This is a genomic window from Hymenobacter jejuensis (assembly GCF_006337165.1).
Lineage (GTDB): Bacteria > Bacteroidota > Bacteroidia > Cytophagales > Hymenobacteraceae > Hymenobacter > Hymenobacter jejuensis.
Genome location: NZ_CP040896.1, coordinates 4,542,661 through 4,561,839 on the forward strand (window position 1 = coordinate 4,542,661; position 19,179 = coordinate 4,561,839).

General features: G+C 58.7%; 12 protein-coding genes. 6 read left to right on the plus strand and 6 right to left on the minus strand.

Going from position 1 to position 19,179, the window contains the following annotated elements; genetic code table 11:
• The first annotated feature begins 48 nt into the window (after positions 1-48).
• From FHG12_RS18690 to FHG12_RS18710, 5 genes are all read left to right on the plus strand, one after another.
• Complete coding sequence (locus tag FHG12_RS18690) at positions 49-978, plus strand: DUF2911 domain-containing protein (protein WP_139517235.1); 930 nt, start codon at positions 49-51, stop codon at positions 976-978.
• A gap of 480 nt (positions 979-1,458) precedes the next feature.
• The gene (locus FHG12_RS18695; RefSeq protein ID WP_165699456.1) at positions 1,459-6,312 is read left to right on the plus strand and encodes an Ig-like domain-containing protein; all 4,854 of its coding nucleotides are present in this window, start codon (positions 1,459-1,461) and stop codon (positions 6,310-6,312) included.
• Between the two features lie 54 nt (positions 6,313-6,366).
• Positions 6,367-7,335 (plus strand): PorP/SprF family type IX secretion system membrane protein, encoded by a 969-nt coding sequence (locus FHG12_RS18700; protein WP_139517237.1) that lies wholly within the window; start codon positions 6,367-6,369, stop codon positions 7,333-7,335.
• 462 nt (positions 7,336-7,797) lie between these two features.
• Entirely contained in the window at positions 7,798-9,492 is a 1,695-nt protein-coding gene (locus tag FHG12_RS18705) for a tetratricopeptide repeat protein (protein ID WP_139517238.1), read from the plus strand.
• Positions 9,493-9,825: 333 nt separating this feature from the next.
• Complete coding sequence (locus FHG12_RS18710) at positions 9,826-10,203, plus strand: hypothetical protein (RefSeq protein ID WP_139517239.1); 378 nt, start codon at positions 9,826-9,828, stop codon at positions 10,201-10,203.
• 99 nt (positions 10,204-10,302) lie between these two features.
• On the opposite strand, the gene FHG12_RS18715 is transcribed toward FHG12_RS18710, so the two are convergent.
• The 5 genes from FHG12_RS18715 to mnmA all read right to left on the minus strand — a co-directional run bounded on the left by FHG12_RS18715 (position 10,303) and on the right by mnmA (position 17,507).
• Entirely contained in the window at positions 10,303-12,801 is a 2,499-nt protein-coding gene (locus tag FHG12_RS18715) for a TonB-dependent receptor (protein WP_230471190.1), read from the minus strand.
• A gap of 50 nt (positions 12,802-12,851) precedes the next feature.
• Positions 12,852-13,553 (minus strand): ribulose-phosphate 3-epimerase, encoded by a 702-nt coding sequence (gene rpe / locus FHG12_RS18720; RefSeq protein ID WP_139517241.1) that lies wholly within the window; start codon positions 13,551-13,553, stop codon positions 12,852-12,854.
• Between the two features lie 154 nt (positions 13,554-13,707).
• Positions 13,708-15,369 (minus strand): S8 family serine peptidase, encoded by a 1,662-nt coding sequence (locus tag FHG12_RS18725; RefSeq protein ID WP_139517242.1) that lies wholly within the window; start codon positions 15,367-15,369, stop codon positions 13,708-13,710.
• A gap of 240 nt (positions 15,370-15,609) precedes the next feature.
• Positions 15,610-16,362 carry a hypothetical protein gene (locus FHG12_RS18730; RefSeq protein ID WP_139517243.1) on the minus strand — a complete coding sequence of 251 codons (753 nt, stop codon included), beginning with the start codon at positions 16,360-16,362 and terminating at the stop codon, positions 15,610-15,612.
• Positions 16,359-17,507 carry a tRNA 2-thiouridine(34) synthase MnmA gene (gene mnmA / locus FHG12_RS18735; protein ID WP_139517244.1) on the minus strand — a complete coding sequence of 383 codons (1,149 nt, stop codon included), beginning with the start codon at positions 17,505-17,507 and terminating at the stop codon, positions 16,359-16,361. The genes FHG12_RS18730 and mnmA overlap by 4 nt, the downstream gene beginning before the upstream one ends.
• A 175-nt stretch (positions 17,508-17,682) precedes the next feature.
• Between mnmA and FHG12_RS18740 the strand changes: the two genes are divergently transcribed.
• Entirely contained in the window at positions 17,683-18,306 is a 624-nt protein-coding gene (locus tag FHG12_RS18740; RefSeq protein ID WP_139517245.1) for a beta/alpha barrel domain-containing protein, read from the plus strand.
• 15 nt (positions 18,307-18,321) lie between these two features.
• On the opposite strand, the gene FHG12_RS18745 is transcribed toward FHG12_RS18740, so the two are convergent.
• Positions 18,322-19,161: a maleylpyruvate isomerase N-terminal domain-containing protein gene (locus FHG12_RS18745; protein WP_139517246.1), complete on the minus strand. Its 840-nt coding sequence runs from the start codon at positions 19,159-19,161 to the stop codon at positions 18,322-18,324.
• Between the last annotated feature and the right edge of the window lie 18 nt (positions 19,162-19,179).

Consider the following 19,179-nt stretch of genomic DNA (forward strand, 5'->3'; position numbering starts at 1 on the left):
AGCCTGTTTTTCTGTTCTACGTTGCCCGCTCATCACCTCTTTGCATCCATGCGTACGTATCATTTCGTTGGCTTATTCCTTGGTTTTCAGTGCTTACTAGCGGGCAATGGTGCGCTGGCCCAAGGCTCGGAAACGCCCGCGGCCGGGGTTCCGGCGGCTACAACAACTGCCACGCCCCCGCAGCTTCCGTTGCCGCAAGTCAGTCCGCACGCTGTCCTCACCCAAACCATCGGCCTGACGGAAGTGGGTATTGACTACCACGCGCCGGGCGTGAAAAACCGGCCGGTTTGGGGCCAGCTCGTGCCGTATGAGCAAGTTTGGCGGGCGGGCGCCAACGAAAACACGGTGATCAGCTTTTCCCAACCCATCACGCTCAATGGCAAAGCCGTGCCCGCCGGCCGGTACTCGTTCTACGTCATTCCGCACGCCGATAAGGATTGGGAAATCATTCTCAACCGCGTTACGACGCATTGGGGCAACGAAGGCTACGATGCCAAAGACGACCAGCTGCGGGTAGCGGCCATGCCCGAACCGGCTCCGTTTCACGAAACGCTGCTTTACTGGTTTTCGGAAGTTCAGCCTACCGGCGCGCACCTCAACCTTACCTGGGAAAAACGCACCCTCACGCTGCTCATCGAAACCCAGGTGCACAACCAAGTGCTAGCCGGAATCGAAAAGACGCTGAGCGCCAAACCCGACGACTGGCAGCTTTTGGCGCAAGCCGCTGACTACTTGGTACAGAATAACTTGCAGGCTGAATTGGCCCTGCGCTACATCAACGAGTCGATCAAGCTAAACGATACTTACGCCAACAATTGGATCAAAGCCCGTCTGCTGGCCGCCCAGCAGGACTTCGGCACGGCCGTTGTGTACGCCCGCAAAGCCCTCAAGCTCGGCGACAAAGACGACGCCTCGTTCAAAGCCCAACAGCCTAACATGCGCATTGCCCTTACGGAATGGCAATCAAAAGCGTACTAGGTCTTAATACAAGCAACAAAAAAGGGGGTGCCTGCGCAGGCACCCCCTTTTTTGTTGCTTGGTCCTTGGCTGACGGGTGGGCAACATCTATCTACCATCCGGGAAGTGCTCATCGTGAAGCTCCCAAAATGAAGCTGGTAGGACTCCGTTACGGGACATCAAGGCATTGCTTCGTGGTAAAAACAGGCAGTATTGAGGAGCTGACAGACCAAGCTGGTCCGAAAGGAGCGACTGGCGGAAACCTTTATCACTATTCGGACAATGATTTGCATAAACCTAGCCAGTAGTGTGTAACTTTAGTGGAACTGGCTAGCGACGCCTTTTTAGCGGTAACTGGCCATTAAGCTCCGTTCCTCAAGGGCGGTGAGTGGTGTTTCTCTTTTTGAGAGCTGCTTACTTGTCCACCCACTTACCTGCCCTACTATGCCCGCAGAGCTATCGCATCCTGCCCTATCCTCTACTAATAGTACCTGCCTATATATGCCTGAGCCTACCCAGCCGGCTGGCGTCAGCGGACGACACCCGGCCAGGCGGGTGCGGCCGGCTGCGTGTTGGCTGCTGATGCTGTTGCTCGTGCTGCTGAGTGGCGCGGCCACGACGGCCCGCGCGCAAACGGCCCCTCCGCCCCCGCCAGAATGCGCGGCGGACGAGAAGTTCGCCAACACCTGGTACTTCGGCTTCAAGGCGGGCCTCGACTTCAACCAAGCCACCGATTCCATTCCGCCCACGGTGCTGGACAACAGCGCGATGGATGCCCCCGCCGGCGCCGGCGTGATGTCGGATCGCAACGGTAAGATTCTCTTCTACAGCAACGGCGAAACCGTCTGGAACGCCGACGGCACCGTGATGACCAACGGTACGGGGCTGGCGGGCAGCCGCTTCAATACCGATGGCCCGCTTCCCATCAAGATGCCGGGCATACCTGTGCCGGGCCAACCGACGCGCTACCTGCTCTTCACCCTGAACAGTACCGTAGGCCTTAGTTACTCGGAAATAGACATTCCCGCGGGTGGTGGGCCGGGTACCGTCATAGCCGCTACCAAGAACACCCCCCTGGCCCGCGGCACGGCGGAGAAACTAACGGGTGTATTCCATAAAAACGGCTGCGATATCTGGGTTATCACGCACGGCTGGGGTGATGCCAAGGCCGGCAATGACAACCGGGGCGATGCCTTTCTGGCCTACCGCGTGCGGCAAGCAGCCGGCTATGTAGGTCCGGTCCTCATCGACGTACCCGTCGTCTCGACGGTGGGCAGCCTGCACGCGCCGAGCAAGTCGCCCGTAGGCTACAAGGGGCAGATGAAGATAACGCCCGATGGCCAACGCTTGGCCCTAGCCCGCTACAGCGAGACCCTAAACGACAGCACCAGCACCGTCGAGCTGTTTGGGTTCGATACCGGCACGGGTCAGGTTAGCGTCAACCCGCAGGTTCCGTATATTGTTGACAAGGGCGAGGGCAAATACTACGGAGTCGAGTTTTCGGGCGGTAACTACCTCTACGCCACGGTGTTAAATCCACCCAAGCTGCTGCAATTCGACATTAGCGGCAACGGGCCAGTCACTAGGGTGGAAATTCCGCTCAAGCAGAAAACCACAGTCAACCTGGGCTCGATGCAAGCCGCGCCCGATGGCAAGATTTACGTGGCCCGCGACAACCAGCCGGCGCTGGGCTTCATTGCCTACCCCGACTCGCTGGGGGCCAAAGCGCGCTATGCTGACGACAGCCTGCAACTGGGCGGCCGCCTGAGTGGCTTAGGCCTGGTCAACTTCAATCAAAGCTCGCTGCTGCGCGTGGGCCCTAGCGCGGAGATAACGGGTTGCAGGCAAATCACTTTCAGGGCCCCGCCCATTGAGTTTGACGGAAAAACCTACGCCTGGACCTTTGGTGACGGTGCTACCTCAACACTTGAAAATCCCGTTCACACGTATGCTACGCCCGGCAATTACACCGTGACATTACGCATCACGACTGCGTGCTTCTGTCGTGAAAGCTCGGGCGGTATTCTGGTGCCGGATTTGCCTGCGCCGGGTAGCATTGCTGCCCCTCAGACGCTGTGCGCCGGAACCGCGCCGGCCGCTCTCACCAGCACCGCCAATGGCTCAAGTGACGCCGGTTTGCCACTCGTTTATCAGTGGGAATCGTCAACGGATAATGCCACTTTCACGGCTATAGGAGGAGCCACTGGCGCTACTTACCAACCATCAAGTTCACTACCAGCCGGCACGACCTATTTCCGTCGGCGCGCGCAGTTGCTGCTGCCTAACCAATCAGGTCCTTACTGCGAACCACGCTTTACCGCTTCGGTAGCCATCACGGTTCTGCCGGCCTTGACGGCGGGCAGCATCACGGCCAACCAGACGCTGTGCGCCGGCAGTCCGGCTGCCCCGCTCACCAGCACGGCCCCCGCCACGGGCGGTACGGGCACGGTTGCCTACCAGTGGCAGTCGTCTTCGGACGACGCCACTTGGGCTTCCATCCCGAACGCCACCGCCGACACCTACACACCTGGCCCGCTCGCGGCCACTACCTACTTTCGCCGCCTGGCAATTTCGGGCCCCTGTGCTGCGATATCTAATACATTGACCATCAATGTGTTGCCCGCCTTGGCGGTCGGCAGTATTGCCGCGGACCAAGCCGTCTGCGCCGGTGCTACGCCGGCCCCGCTCACCAGCACAGCGGACGCTACCGGCGGCGCGGGTGCGGTTGCCTACCAGTGGCAATCATCGGCCGACAACGCGACCTGGGCGGCCATAAACGGGGCCACGAATCCGACTTATGCCCCCGGCCAACTCACGGCCACCACGTATTTCCGCCGCCTGGCAAGTTCAGGAGGCTGCTCGCCTGCCGCGTCCAACGTTGTCACCATCACGGTTCTGCCGTCCTTGACGGCGGGCAGCATCGCGGCCGACCAAACGTTGTGCCCTGGCGCTACCCCCGCCCCGCTCACAAGCGCGGCTCCGGCCGGTGGTGGCACGGGTACGTTTGCTTATCAGTGGGAAGCTTCAATCGACAACAATACTTGGACCGCAATACCTGGCGCTACCAGCCCGACACTTGCCCTTGGCCCGCTGACGGCTACCACGTACTTACGCCGACAGGTGACTTCGGGAGGCTGTACTACTGCGCCTTCCAATGTGGTAACCCTGACCGTATTGCCTGCCCTAACGGCCGGCAGCATCACAGCCGACCAGAACATTTGCTCAGGCGCCACACCCTCCCCCTTTACCAGTGTTGCCCCAGCGACGGGCGGCACGGGTACGTATGCGTATCAGTGGGAGGCCTCAGTCGACAACACCACCTGGACCGCCATTCCCGGCGCCACCAACCCGACGTATGCCCCTGGTCCGCTGACGGTTACTACCTTCTTCCGCCGCCAAGCGAGTTCGGGTGGTGGCTGCGCTCCGGCCGTGTCCAATGTTGTCACCATCACTGTAGCGCCGGCCCTGACGGCCGGCAGCATTGCGGCCAACCAGACGCTGTGCTCTGGAGTTAATCCCGCCCCGCTCACGAGCACCGCGGGCGCCACGGGCGGCACAGGAACGTATGCTTACCAGTGGCAATCATCGGCTGATAATGTGAACTGGACGCCCATTGGCGGCGCTACCGGCGACACCTTCGCGCCCGGTCCGCTCGCGGCCACTACTTACTTCCGCCGCTTGGTGACCTCAGGAGCCTGCACCACCGCGTCTTCTAATGTGGTGACTGTGACCGTGTTGCCTGCATTGACGACCGGCACCATCGCTGCGGACCAATCTGTGTGCCCTGGCGGCACACCTGCTCCCCTTACCAGCACTGCGGGCGCCGGAGGCGGCACGGGTAGCTACAGCTACCAGTGGCAATCATCCGCAGATAATACAACCTGGGCAGCTATTAGCGGGGCCACCGGCCCAACATTCACACCCGGTCCGCTGACGGCTACCACGTATTTCCGCCGGCAGGTAACTTCGGGAGGTTGCACCACTGCGCCTTCTAACACAGTGACGGTGACGGTGTTACCGACACTAGTTGCTGGCAGCATCGCCGTCGACCAGGTCATCTGTGCGGGCGCTGCGCCGGCGCCGCTCACCAACAGCGGCGATGCCAGCGGCGGCACGGGCACCTATGCTTACCAATGGGAATCATCAGCCGACAATGTAAACTGGGCGCCCATCGGCGGCGCCACTGCCTCCACTTACGCACCCGGCTCCCTTACAGCCACGACCTACTTCCGGCGCCGGGTGACTTCGGGTACGGGTACCTGCTCCACGGGAGTTTCGAACGTTGTGGCGGTGCAGGTGCAGCCCCTCGTAACGCCTGGCGTGACTCTGGCGCCCCCGCCCGTGCAATGCCCTGGTACGCCCCTGACCTTCACGGCAGTGGCTACAAACGCGGGCGCCGCGCCTACTTTCCGCTGGTTCGTCAACAACGTGGCCGTGGCCAGTGGGCCTACATTTACGAGCAGCACGTTGGTTTCCGGCGACCAGGTACGCGTTGAAGTGACGCCTACAGCGGGGCTGTGCAGCACAGGCCCGGCCGTAGCAACGGTCACCGTCACGCGCACGCCGACACCGCTGCCTACGCTCGCCATTGCCGTGCAGCCGGGCGGCCCCGTTTGCTTGGGCGCGCCGCTTACGTTTAACATCGCCAGCGTGACCGAGGCCGGACCGGCCCCTGAATACCAATGGCAGGTCAATGGCAATGACGTGGCCGGAGCGACGGGCCCGGTCTTCACCAGCACGACGCTGCGCGCGGGACAGACCGTGACGCTGCGCCTGCGCACGACCAACGCCTGCGGACAGCCCGTTACGGCTGTTTCCAATGGCATCCCCGTACGGATTCAACCGCCGGTTGATGTAGATGCTGGTCCCGATGTGGAAATTCTGGCCGGCACTTCCGTGAGGCTGGAAGGGCGGGCCGATGGCAATTATTCCGTAACGTGGACGCCGGCGGCGGGGCTGACTTTCCCGAGCAACGAGCCCCTGCGGCCATTGGCCTCGCCCACGGTGACCACGACTTACACGCTTTCGGCTGGGGAAGGCGGCTGCGCCGACGCCGACCAGGTGACCGTGACCGTGCGCCCGCCCATCCGCATTCCCAACGCCTTCACGCCCAACGGCGACGGCCGCGACGATACCTGGCAAATTGAGTTCATCGAGCAGTTTCCCGACAATACCGTGAGCGTGTATAACCGGTGGGGCAACCGGATTTTCTCGGTCAACAATTACAGCCGGGCCAACGAGTGGCGCGGCGACATCAACGGCCAGCCTGCTCCGGTCGGCACTTACTACTACGTCGTCGTCACGAAAGGCCCGCTGGGCAAGTCCTACAGTGGTTCGATTACGATTCTGTATTAATTAAGCCGGCTTACCGGACTTGTATAATCAATTGACAATAAGGCAATTGCTGTTATGAAAAGATCTCTAATTCTACTGCTGCTCCCACTGCTCCTAGCTGCCGCTCCGGCTCTGGCCCAGCAGCAGGCGCAGTACAGCCAGTACATGAATAACAACTACATCCTAAACCCGGGCGCCACCGGCGTGGAGGATTACATCGACGTTAAGTTCAGCTACCGGACGCAGTGGACGGGCCTGGAAGGGGCGCCCAAAACCTACTACGCCAGCATCAGCTCCTCGCTCGGCAAGTGGCGCACCACCAGCAAGCGCACCCTCCGCGACCGGCGCCGGCCGTTTCACGCGTTGGGGGCCCTGGTGTACAACGACGTCACCGGGCCCACGAGCCGCAAGGGTGCTTACGTTTCTTACGCCTACAACATGGTTCTGAGGCCCAACCTCCGAGCGGCGCTGGGCGTGTCGGCGGGCATGCAGCAGTTTGCTGTTGATGGGCAGATGCTGCACTTCTTCGACCCCACTACTCAGGCGGCCAGCTCTGCCTCGCGGGTGCTGGATGGGTCAGTGGGCTTGTGGGTGTACAGCTCCGATTTCTACGTGGGCGTGTCGGGTGCGCAATTGCTGGCCAACAAGCTCGACTTCTCTTACGGGAGCCCCAACGGAGTGGATGCGGGCGAAAACTCCCTGAAACGGCACTACTTCGCTACGGCCGGCGTGCGGGTGCCGCTCAGCAAAGACTGGTCGCTGGTGCCGTCGGTGCTGGTTAAGGCTGTAAACCCGGCCCCGCTCTCTGTCGACCTCAACGCCAAGCTCAAGTACCAGGACCTGCTGTGGGCCGGCGTGTCGTGGCGCGCCTTCGACTCGGTTGTGGCGATGGTGGGCTTCAGCTACGAGCAGCTTACGCTAGGCTATTCCTACGATGCCGGCATCTCTGGGCTGTCCGGCTACCACGGCGGCAGCCACGAAGTACTGCTGGGTTTAAGGCTTAAGAAAAAGGCGCAAGTCGTGTGCACCAACCGGTTCTGGTAGGCTTTACGCTTGCCAAATCTCCATCCTTACAACCATTTGACAATCAAAATGTTATAAAGCACATGTTCCGCTATTGAGTCAATACGCCAGACAGGGTTCAAACCGTATGCTTACTGTGCTGCTACTAGTGAGACCCAAGAAGCGCAGTGCTTTGCTCGATTCTGGCAAAGCGCTGCGCTTCTGTCTTTAGTAAAGGATTGCAAGCACCAAGAACATCAGTCAATCTGGGCTGCAATGTTTCCTAAGAATGCTGTAGAGGAGCACGTACGTCTTGCTACCCTAATCACTGTCTACTTTTCTCAACCTAGCAGGACCGCCCACCTTACTTTTTTGCCGCCTACGCCGGCCATCCCGGTATGGGAGCTGCTTTATTGACGAAATAATGTTATATTATTTATTGATAACATCCTAAATTAGGCAGCTACATTTCGATCAACACCCATCCTTTCGCAGGTTCTGGTCATGGAAAACGCACGGTTGATCTCCCGGTTTGCTCTTATTTCCTTGGCCCTGCTGAGCTGGACCTGCAAAGAGAAAAAGGCCACCCCCTCTCAGGAAGCAATTTCTAGCCTACACCTGAAAGCAGGACCGCAAATTACCTGCGGCCCCGCAGACCAGCAGTTCGGCACCCTCAACTTCGCGACATCCTGCCCCTCGGAAACGCAAGCCGACTTCAACTTAGCCCTCAAGCTGTTGCATTCCTTTGAGTATGAGGAAGCGGAGAAAGTGTTCGCCCAGATCATACATGCGCGCCCGGATTGCGCCATGGCGTATTGGGGCGTGGCCATGAGCAATTTTCACCCCTTGTGGTCGCCCCCTTCCGAAGCCGAATTGCAAAAGGGGGCCAAAGCGATTGCGCTGGCCCAAAGCCTCCCCCGTAAGTCCCCGAAGGAAGCGGCGTATCTGGAGGCAATCGGTGCTTTTTACCAGGGGTGGAATACGGAAAGCCATGCTGCCCGGTGTCTTGCTTTTGAAAAAGCCATGGAGCAGCTATCGGCCCGCTTCCCCGACGACCAAGAAGCCGCCATCTTGCACGCGCTGGCGCTCACCGCCGCCGCCGACCCGTCGGACACCACTTTTACCAAGCAGAAGAAAGCGGGCGCCATTCTGACGGCGCTCTACCCCAAGGCGCCCAACCACCCCGGCATCATTCACTACCTCATTCATGCCTACGACAGTCCGGCGCTAGCCAAACTAGCATTGCCTGCGGCCCGAAAATATGCGGCGGTCGCCCCTTCCTCCGCCCATGCGCTGCACATGCCTTCGCACATCTTCACGCGGCTGGGCCTGTGGGATGAATGCCTCAAGTCCAATCTGGAGTCGGTTGCTTCGGCGCAGTGCTATGCGGAGGCGACTGGCATCAAAGGACATTGGGACGAGGAGTTGCACGGCATGGACTACCTCATGTATGCCTATTTGCAAAAAGGCGACAACGCGCTCGCCAAACGGCAGTGGGATTACCTCAATACCATTCGCGAGGTTCACCCCGCCAACTTTAAAGTGGCCTACGCTTTTGCCGCTATTCCTTCCCGGTATGTATTGGAAAACAAGCAATGGCGCGAAGCTGCTGCCCTGCCGAGCCCACAGGCTAATTTCAACTGGGAGGAGTTTCCGTGGCAGAATGCCATTGTCCATTTTACGCGACTTTTGGGTGATGTTCACACCGATCAGCTACAGGCCGCAAACACCGAATTGCAGGAACTCAAACGGCTGCAAGCCCGCCTAACGCAACAAAAAGACACTTACAAAGCCCAACAGGTGCAAATTCAGATAACCACCGGCGAAGCGTGGATCCGGCTGAAGGAAGGACGGCAAAACGATGCCGTACGGCTGATGACGCTCGCTGCCAACCTGGAGGACCACACCGAAAAACATCCGGTTACGCCCGGGGAGGTGCTTCCGGCCCGCGAGCTACTCGGAGATATGCTCATGCAGGTACAGCAGCCAACACAAGCGCTCGTTGCCTACGAAGCCAGTTTAAAAAGGCACCCCAACCGGCTCAATAGCCTATATGGTGCCGGGTCAGCAGCCGAAAAGGCGGGTGAGCAAGGCAAAGCAAGCAGCTATTTCAGACAATTGCTCGCTGTTGCCCCCTTGGGAAGCTCCCCCAGGCCCGAACTAACGGCGGCCCGCCTTTACGTGCGCGCACAGCAATAATGGCGCTGTAAGATGCGCTCAGCCCTATCAGAGTGGCAAACGAGTGCCTATTAGGCAGGTTTAAACATCTAGGCTTAGCGCGTCGATATAGCCGATACCAAAGAAGGGCATTGTGCCTTGCCCGAACCTGACAATGACAAGGCAATGCCCTTGCAACCCACTTATTATGGAAATAATCTCTTTTCACGGAGCAGGAATCCATGAGAAGAGAATAGAATCGTAGGAAGGGACGCTGTATAACTTACTTTATGTCAAGAAAGGATTCCGGGAATAGAAGTATGTTTACACACCTAGGCAGCTCTTGGTTTATCCCTAAAATGCCTTCCTGCTAAGATGGCCATTTCTACAAGGGCTTGGACGAGTATTGGTGCTGCGCTGGCAGGCCTCGTAGTGGGCTTAGGCTTGGCTGCCACCTTCAGGCCACGAACTCCTTTTACCATAGACGAGGAAATCCGCGCCGGAGCCAATGTCGAATACGAGGACACGTTCCTCAATGCGGTTGGCTTTCGTAGCGAACTACGGGCCCAACCCAACGTAGATTCCGTTTTTGCCCAACATCCCTTCTTTCGTCAGGCCATTCGGGTGCTGAGGCGGGATAGCAGCGGGGTCGAGGCCCTCTCCATGCCGCGCCCAGGAAGAAAAGAAAACTACTACCTCATCCGCGGTGACTCCGTTACCCAACTATGGGTACGCCCGCGAAAATCACGCTAAGCTTCGACTGTCCGATACGTAATCGTTATGTAAAGCAATAGAGCTAAACAATGCGCCATTTCAATCTTGTCAAGCTAGAATAACACCTTGACAACCGGCCTAAAACCTTGCTATAACTCTCAGATTAACAAGCCTTTGCGAGAGGTAGTTGGGCACCGAATACGTAACGCCGTTGATATCCTGCACGTAGTTGTAGCCCGCTACGTTGTTGGCTGCCAGCACATTAAGCAGTTCCAATCCTATCCAGAGGCTTTCTAGCTGGCCGGGTTTGCGGGTTGCTTCCGTCGCGTTACGCAAGGAAATCACCTTGGAGAAGCCCAGATCGACGCGCTTGTACGAGCGGCTGAGCTTGCTGGTGCCTCGCAGATCGGGTAAGTCGGGAGGGCTAAACGGCAATCCGGTACCAAACACCACGTTCACATAGCCCCGCACCGAGGGATTATCGGGCAGGTGATCTTGGAAGAAAATACCCAAGTTGAGGCGTTGGTCGGAAGGCCGGCGAATGTAGCCTTTCGGCACGCGGCCGGATTTTTGGCCGGCGTCGTTGTAGGTGTTGATGGAATCGCCGTCGAGGTTTTCGCGGGTGGTGAGCACGCCCAGGCTAAACCACGATTCGGCCCCTTTCACAAACTCGCCGCTTACCCGCGCGTCAACACCTGCCGCGTAGGCGCGGGCGTTGTTTTTGGCGAAGTAGCGCAGCCGCACGTTGTCGATGTCGTAGGGCACCACATCAGTCAGATACTTGTAATAAGCCTCACCGGTAAAGCGAAAATCGCGACCAAATTGCTTGAACCGAATCTCGTTGCCCACGATGAAGTGCAACGACCGCTGGGCTCGCAGCTCCGGGTTGAGCTGTGCTTGGATAACGAGCGGATCGCTGGCGCTGAGGCGCGTGCCTACCTGGCTGCGCAACTCGCGGTAAAAAGGCGGCTGGTAGTATACCCCCGTTGCCGCCTTCCACGACACGTTGGGATGGCGCGGCGAAGTATACGCATACTGCACGCGCGGACTAATCACAAGTTGTTGATTGACAGTCCAATAGTGAAAGCGTACGCCATAGGTCAACGTTTGCGTCGAATCCAGCTCGATGGTGTGTTGCGCATAGCCCTGGTAGCGGTAGCTGCTCAGGTTGAGGTTGGAAAGCAACCGCGTCCGGCGGGCGTCGGGTACGTAATCGGCCGAATCGGCAAAGCTGTATTCGTTGAGCGTATCCTCTATTTTTTCGCGGCCGGCCTTGGCGCCCCACCGCACCACATGGCGCGTGCCGGGCGTCCAGCGGCCGCGGGCTTCGAGGGTGGCAATGCGGGCAGTGAGGTTATTGCGCGAGTTATTGAAGCGCGAACCCAGGTCGCGCACTCGCGTGGGCAGGTTGAAATCCGGCGAGTTGGGGTCGCGGTTGATGTCCGACAAGAGGTAATTGGCCTCGACATCGCGGTATTCCAGCTCGCGCGAAATCATGGCGCCGGCCAGCAACTCGCCTTGCAGCTTGGGCGTAAAGTTGTGCCGCAGATTTAGGCCGCCCTGGTACGTGTCGTACTGCATCCGTTCGTGGCCGTCGTAGAAGATGGTCAGGCGAGAAAATTGATTGACGGAGGTGCTAAACGTACTCTGCCCCGACTCCGGCGTGAAGCGGAAGGCGTTGTGGGCGAACGTGGTAAGCAGGCCAAGTGTCGTGCGCTCGGGGTTGTCCTGCGGGCCCAGGGCCGCGCTTACGTAAGCTTGGCCGTCGTAAAACGTGGGGTTGTAGCCGCCCTGGTTTTGCTTCAGCGAGTTGAGCACATACTGGGCGTTTTTGTAACGCACGCCGGCCAGGTAGGTGATGCGCTTGTTGGCCGAAATTGCACCCACGTGGGCCGTGCCGCCCACCAGACTCCCGGTGGCCGAAGCTTCAAACCGTTGGGGCGTCTTGTAATCCAGACTCAGTACCGACGAAAGTTTGTCGCCGTACTTCGGCTGCCAGCCGCCACTCGAAAACTCGACTTTACTCACCAGATCGGGGTTTACAAAGCTCAGTCCCTCCTGCTGCGCCGACGTCACCAGAAACGGCCGGTACACCTCAATGCCGTTGACGTACACGAGGTTTTCGTCGTAGTTGCCGCCGCGTACCGAGTAGGTGCTGGTTAGTTCGTTGTTGGCCACTACGCCCGGCAGCGTCGTCAGAATTTTGTTGAAATCGCCGAAAGCCGACGGCAATTCTTTGGCCGCTCGCGGGTCGAGAGGCGTAATGCTGACCTGCTCGCGGGTGTCGGTATTGTCGGTGCGCCCCCGCACCGTGACGTTGCCGATGGCCCGCGAATCAGGTTGCAACGTGAGAGAAAGCTCGCGCGGCTCACTAAGATTGAGCGGCACACGCAGGGTATGAAAACCCAAGCGCCGCGCGATAAGCACAGGCGTACGGTTGCCAGCTGGCCGCCCCACGTTCAAGGAAAAATGCCCTTGTTCATCGGTGGTCGTACCACCGGGCTGTCCTTCCACGCCAATGCCAACCAGGTCCAGCGGATGGCCGTCGGCATCGCGAACTGTGCCCGATATGGGCAATCGGCTCGCAGTCGGCTGAGCTAAAGCAGTAGAATAGCTAAAAATAAGTAACCAAAACATTATCAGCACTTTACAAAGCAAGCGCTGTTTCATCTGGTTGCGCTCTTGCATTAGTCTTGCTCTTCCGTCCCGATGGTGGCCGAGAGCAACGAGCGCATCTCCGCCAAGGTGGCTACCGGGTCGGGGGAATGAAATACGAAGCTGCCGGCTACCAATACATCGGCACCCGCTTCGACTAAGGCCGTGGCGTTTTCACTAGTTACGCCGCCGTCGACTTCAATCAGGGCCGGCGAGCCATTGTCGACCAGCAGCTCCTTTAGCGCCGCCACTTTACGCAGCGTGTTCGGAATAAACGACTGGCCGCCAAATCCTGGGTTGACCGACATGACCAGCACCTGATCCAGGTCGGCGGCAATGTCTTCCAGCACCCACACCGGCGTGTGCGGGTTCAGGGCCACGCCGGCTCGGCAACCCAAGGCCTTGATCTGCTGCACCACGCGGTGCAGGTGCGTGCAGGCCTCGTAATGCACCGTGATGTTGGTGGCTCCCGCATCGCGGAAAGCACTCAGGTAGTTCTGCGGATCTTCGATCATCAGGTGCACGTCCAGGGGCTGCTTGGCGTAACGGCTGATGGCTTGCAGCACCGGGATACCAAACGAAATATTGGGCACAAACCGGCCGTCCATGATGTCGCAATGCAGCCAATCGGCGGCACTGTTGGCCAAACGTTCGGTTTCGAATTGCAGATTGGCAAAATCAGCGGCCAGAAAGGACGGCGCCAGCAGCGGCGCTATGCGGCGGGAAGAAGTCATACCGCGAAGGTAAGCAGGTGAAAGAGAATGCGGAAGGAGTTCCTTGGGCAACTAGCTATACTTGCCGTGCTAAGGGATCATCCGTTTGCCGGGCGCATGGCATCACTCCGCCACCGAAAGCCCAATTCTTCACAACTAACTATTGATCAAATAGTTACAGTTTAACAAATCGCACGGTGCGTTGTCGCTTCCCACTTGCCTTGACTAGGCACAAATACACGCCCTTGGCCAGGCTTATGGGCTGCAAACGCACGGCCGCAGCGTTGGCGGCGGGCACGTCTTGCTGCGCCACCAGGGCGCCGTGGGTATCGATGATGCGCACGTACAGCGGCACGGCCTGTAGTTCCTTGGGCAATTGCAGAAACAGCTCCTCGTTGTGGGTGGGGTTCGGATACAGCACCACATCGTTGGAGAACTCGGCGCGGTCGATGGCCACTAAGTCGTTGGCCTGCACGAAGTTGGGAATCCCAAACCCGTATTCGTCGTTGGGCACCTTCGCCCGGCTGGCCGAGCGCTCCAGGAAGCTGATGACCTGCTGGGCCGTCAGCGTGGGGTTGGCTTGCCAGAACCCGGTGGCCATTCCAGCCAGAATCGGGCACGAAAAGGACGTACCGTTGCCGCGGACGACGCTGCCGTTGCTGGTCAGAATGGCGGAAGCGCGGCCCTGGGCCATGAGCGAGGGCTTGATGCGGCCGTCGGCCGTGGGGCCGATGGAGCTGAACGAAGCGCGGATCCTCAGGGAATCCACGGCCCCCACCGTCAGAATGGAGTCGGCGTCGGCGGGGGCCGTGATATAGCGCCAGGAGTTGCCGCCTTCGTTGCCGGCGCTGCTCACCACCAGCATGCCTACGCGCGCTGCAATAGTCGCCGCCCGCGTTGAAATGGCCGTGCGGCCGTTCATGTCGTTGTAGGTATAGTCGATGGACGGGTAGTCGAAGCTGTTGTAGCCCAGCGAGGAGCTGATCACGTCCACGCCTACCGAATCGGCGTATTCAGCCGCAATGAGCCAGTTGACCTCTTCCACCGGGTGCTCCGAGTTCACGTCCTCAGTCAGGCACAGGTGATACGTGGCCTTGGGCGCCGTACCCATGAAAAAGCCCGGCTGATTGGCAGCCAACGTCGATAACGTATTGGTACCGTGGCTGTCGCGAATGAAGACCGACTTGTTTTTCTCAACAAAATTGAAGGTACTGGCCAAGCGCTTTTCTCCGAACAACGGCGTGAAAGCCGGAATTTTGTCGACGCCGGGAAAGCCGCCATCAAACACGGCAATCTGCATGCCTTCGCCCCGAAAGCCGGCGTTGTGCATGTCCACGGCCCCGATCATTCGGGCCTGCGTAAATGCCTGCCCGTAGTCGGAGCGGCTCAGGGTACGGGCCTGCACATCGGAGGCCGCTTCGGGATCGCGCTTGTGGGTACCGGGCAGGCCGCGGTTGAGTGTGCGGGCGCTTTGCACGCATGGCAAGGCGTTGAGCTTGGCCAAAGTAGCCGAATCGCAGGCTACCACGGCAGCATTAAACCACCGCGACGTATACCACAATTGTGCGCCCGGCACGGCTTTCACCTGGGCTACATAACTGGGATTGACGGGCAAATCGCGCACGCTCAGGGCGATGCCCTGCCGGGTGCGCCGCTGCACCGCCCGCGCCGACAGAAAAGCCTGGGGCTGCGTGAGCTTATAAGGCGAATTGGCTTTATCGCGAAAATAAAGTAAGTGCTTGCGGATCGCCGTGACCGGCGGCGCCGAGGCCCCTGCCGCTTGGGCCAGCAAGCCGCTTCCTAGCAAATACACCAGCACTAGCTGAAAAACTCGCATCTAATCAGATTATAGCAGGGAAGATACGGATTTACGACTTTTTTGCCCCGCTCCGCCAACGCTTTTTCCGTAGCAGTACTCCCTTATGTTTAGGCAGCGACAAATACACAAAATAATGCAAACACAAGCAGTTGATTATCAATTACTTGTAAGCACAAAAACAAGAGTGGGCTGATATGACTATCAGCCCACTCTTGCCTTATAACTAACGCCTTTAATTGCACAAAACTCACTTTGCTGTTACATCCTACCCGATTCTACGAGCACTTCGGTGCGCGAATAACCCGATTTGATGTAGCCGTCGACCTTAGCGCACCCGGCGGGCGCACCGGGAGGGCAGCCGTAGTTGTAGCGCCGCGCTACCCGGTACACCAAGCCCACGGATTTGGCAAACACGCGCCGGTACACGGTGGGGTAAAACTTGTTTTCCGTGTCGTCGGCGGTGGTTGTCACCGTGGTCGGGTACGAATACGTTTTGCCATTCGAGTTGATTTTGAACGGCGCACCGACTTCGGCATACCGCCGCGTTTCGGCCGTGATCGTATCGGAGAGGCTGTTGTAAGCATTCAGGTTCCAGGCGCGGTTGCTGCGTACCGGAAAGACCAGCTCCACGGTACGGCGGTTCTGGGTAGTAAGCAGCAGCGTCTGCTGGCTGGGATTGACCACGATCGTACTGTCGTCGAGCCAGTTAGCAGCGGCATTAGCCCGTTTCGAGCGCACAATGCGGTACGCCTGTTGGCCGGCGGCATCTGTAAAAGCCTCTTCCACCCGCTCGCGCAGCTGGTATTTACGGGCCGTCCCGACGTTTTCCTGCCAGGTGCTGTCCACGACGTCGTAGATGTGAAAATCCTTTACCGCCACCGGATAATAATCGGTGCCGAGGTCCGGACCGGCCTCACTTTCGTTTTTACAGGCGTCCACAGCAAAGGCCAACAACCCTACCGACGCAAAATACAAATACTTACTAGTAAATAATTTACCCCAACGGTTCATACAGTAGCACTAACGGACGCCGAATGTTCGGGGACCTCACCAATAGTGTGCCGTTCTATCCAGCCGCCGCCCAATACATCGTTGCCGTCGTAGAATACGGCCGCTTGTCCGGGCGTGATGGCGTGTACCGGCTCTTCGAAATACACGTAGATTTTGTCACCTTTTTGTTCCAGGAAAGCCGTTGCGCCGTCGTGGTTATAGCGGATTTTGGTGGTGCTGCGCACCAGACCACGGCCTTCCAGCGAAGCGTATTTCCCCAAGTTGAGTTTACCCACAACCGTTTGGGTACTAGCCAGTTCCTCAAAGTTGCCGAGTACTACTTGGTTGGTTTCCGGCCGGATTTCCGTCACGTACACCGGAAATCCCAGCGCTACGCCCAAACCTTTGCGCTGCCCGATGGTGTAAAACGGATAGCCTTCGTGCTTGCCGATCACGGTGCCGTCGCGGAGCACAAACTCGCCGCCGGCTACGCGCGCCTCCAGCCCTTCCACCCGACGCCGCAGAAAGCCGCGGTAGTCGTTGTCGGGGATAAAGCAGATTTCGTAGCTCTCCGGCTTGTTTACCAGTTCCGTGAAGCCGCGGTCGCGGGCCATTTGGTAGATCTCGGTTTTGCGCAGCGAACCCAGCGGAAACATGGTGCGCGCCAAGCTCTCTTGCGACACACCCCACAGCGCGTATGACTGGTCTTTGTTTTCGTCGAGGCCTTTGCTGATCACGTAGCGGCCGTTTTCGTGGCGCACGTTGGCGTAGTGCCCCGTCGCAATGTACTGACAACCAAGCTGATCGGCACGGCGCAGCAAGGCATCCCACTTGATGTGGGTGTTGCAGAGTACGCACGGATTGGGCGTGCGGCCGGCCAAGTATTCGTCGGTGAAATTATTGATGACAAAATCGCCGAACTCGTCGCGAATGTCGATGATGTAGTGCGGAAAGCCGAGCTGCACGGCGATGTCGCGGGCGTCGTTGATGGAGTCGAGCGAGCAGCAGCCCGTTTCCTTCTTCGATCCGCCGGCCGAAGCATAATCCCATGTTTTCATGGTCATGCCCACTACTTCGTATCCTTGTTCATGCAGCAGCACGGCGGCTACTGAGCTGTCGATGCCGCCGCTCATGGCGACCAGCACGCGTCCTTTTGAATTGTTCATATTGTGTCCGCCCAGAAGGTGAAAGTTTCGGCCGAATTGCAAAGATACAAGTTGCCCGCGGTAGTTCCATTCTTGACGGTTACTGCGTGTGCTTTTGGATAAAAAAGGAATTTTAGCCGGATATTGCGACCCGAAACTACCTTTTCCTTACTTCCCCACCCTTCTCCATATCCGTATGGCTTTGATTGTTCCGGTGTTGGTGCGCGGCATTAACAACCTTTCCGATGCCCGCTACTGCGCCGGCATGGGTGCCGATCGCCTTGCTTTCAACCTCGACCCCGCCACGCCGGGCCACCTCACCCCTGAAGCCGCCCAGGAACTCAGCGGCTGGGTGGCCGGGGTCGATCTGGTGGGCGAATTTGATACGCTCCCTGCCCCCGACATCAACGCCCTGGCCCAGACTTGCGGCTTGAAATACGTGCTGCTGCGCCGCCTGCGCTCGGTTGATGCCATTGCCGAGCTTTCGCGGCCCGTGCTGCTGAATATGCAGTGGATTCCGGATTTTCTGCGCGAAGACGTGGAAGTAGTATTTCGGCAGTACAGCCCGCACGTAGCTGGCTTTCTGATGACGGGCTTGCCCGAACGCCCACTCGACGGCCTACAACTCACCTACCTCACCGATCTGGCCCGCAAGTTCCCGCTCTGGATTGGCAGCAACCTGCTCCAGAATCCTGTTCGCAACATGATCCATAGCGTTCGGCCGGCCGGGTTGCTCCTGGAAGGCGGCGAAGAGATTAAGCCCGGTCTGCGCGACTTCACCGAGTTGGAGGCCATGTTTGAGCAGCTCGAAGAAGAATAAGCCTAACCACGGCGGTTAAGCCATTACGGCCAGCAACTCGAATATTGGCTCGCCCAGCCGTTGCTCACCTGCAATTTGAATATGACGCTGGGCTTGAGGGCGCGGCAGGCTCTTGGTAAAAAGTCGCCAGGCCACAGCGCCTTCCAAAGTTATTTCCGTAACTACTTCTCCTGCAGACTCTTGCGTCAAACTCCAGCCTGTTGCTTCTTGGTTAAGATACCATGTATCGCCCCCACTTCCGGTTATCGTCACCTGCACCACCTGGCCCAGCTCGGCGGCTACGTGGCGATAGTGGTGCGGCAAAGCCCGCACGCTGGTAGCCAGAAAAGGTTGGTATAGCTCGGCCTGCAGCAACGGCGCTTCCTGCCCCACCGCCTTCCGAATCTGCTGCTGGTGATGCCACTTTTCGGTGTAATCGCGGGCAATGTGAAACCAGTTGGGCGATACCGTATCGCCGGCCCAGCCAACTGCGAATGTAGCGGGCGCTAGCGGGTCTAGCTGGCTCAAGAACGTATGGCAGGTTGGTCCTGACAGTTCCAGCAACCAGGTAATCACTTGTGGGCTAAGCCGTTGCCCTACCGTTACCCACTCGGCATTCAAGCGATTGAGGTAGGCGACAATCTCCGCGTAGGAATCGCCGCTGGGCCCCGGACTGCCGTAGTGTCCATCGCGCAGCATCGACAGCGTGCGTAGGTTAACGTCGAGCAGGTGCAGGGCCACATCCCGCACTCGCCATTTGGGCGCCACCGTGGGCCGCTCCCAATCGGCGGGAGTCAGTGAACGCAGCAACTCGCCCAAATGCTGATCGAGCACCGGAAACAGATGGATCGTATGCAGGGGCGCTAACGCAGTCATCTTAGAGGTTGAAAAATG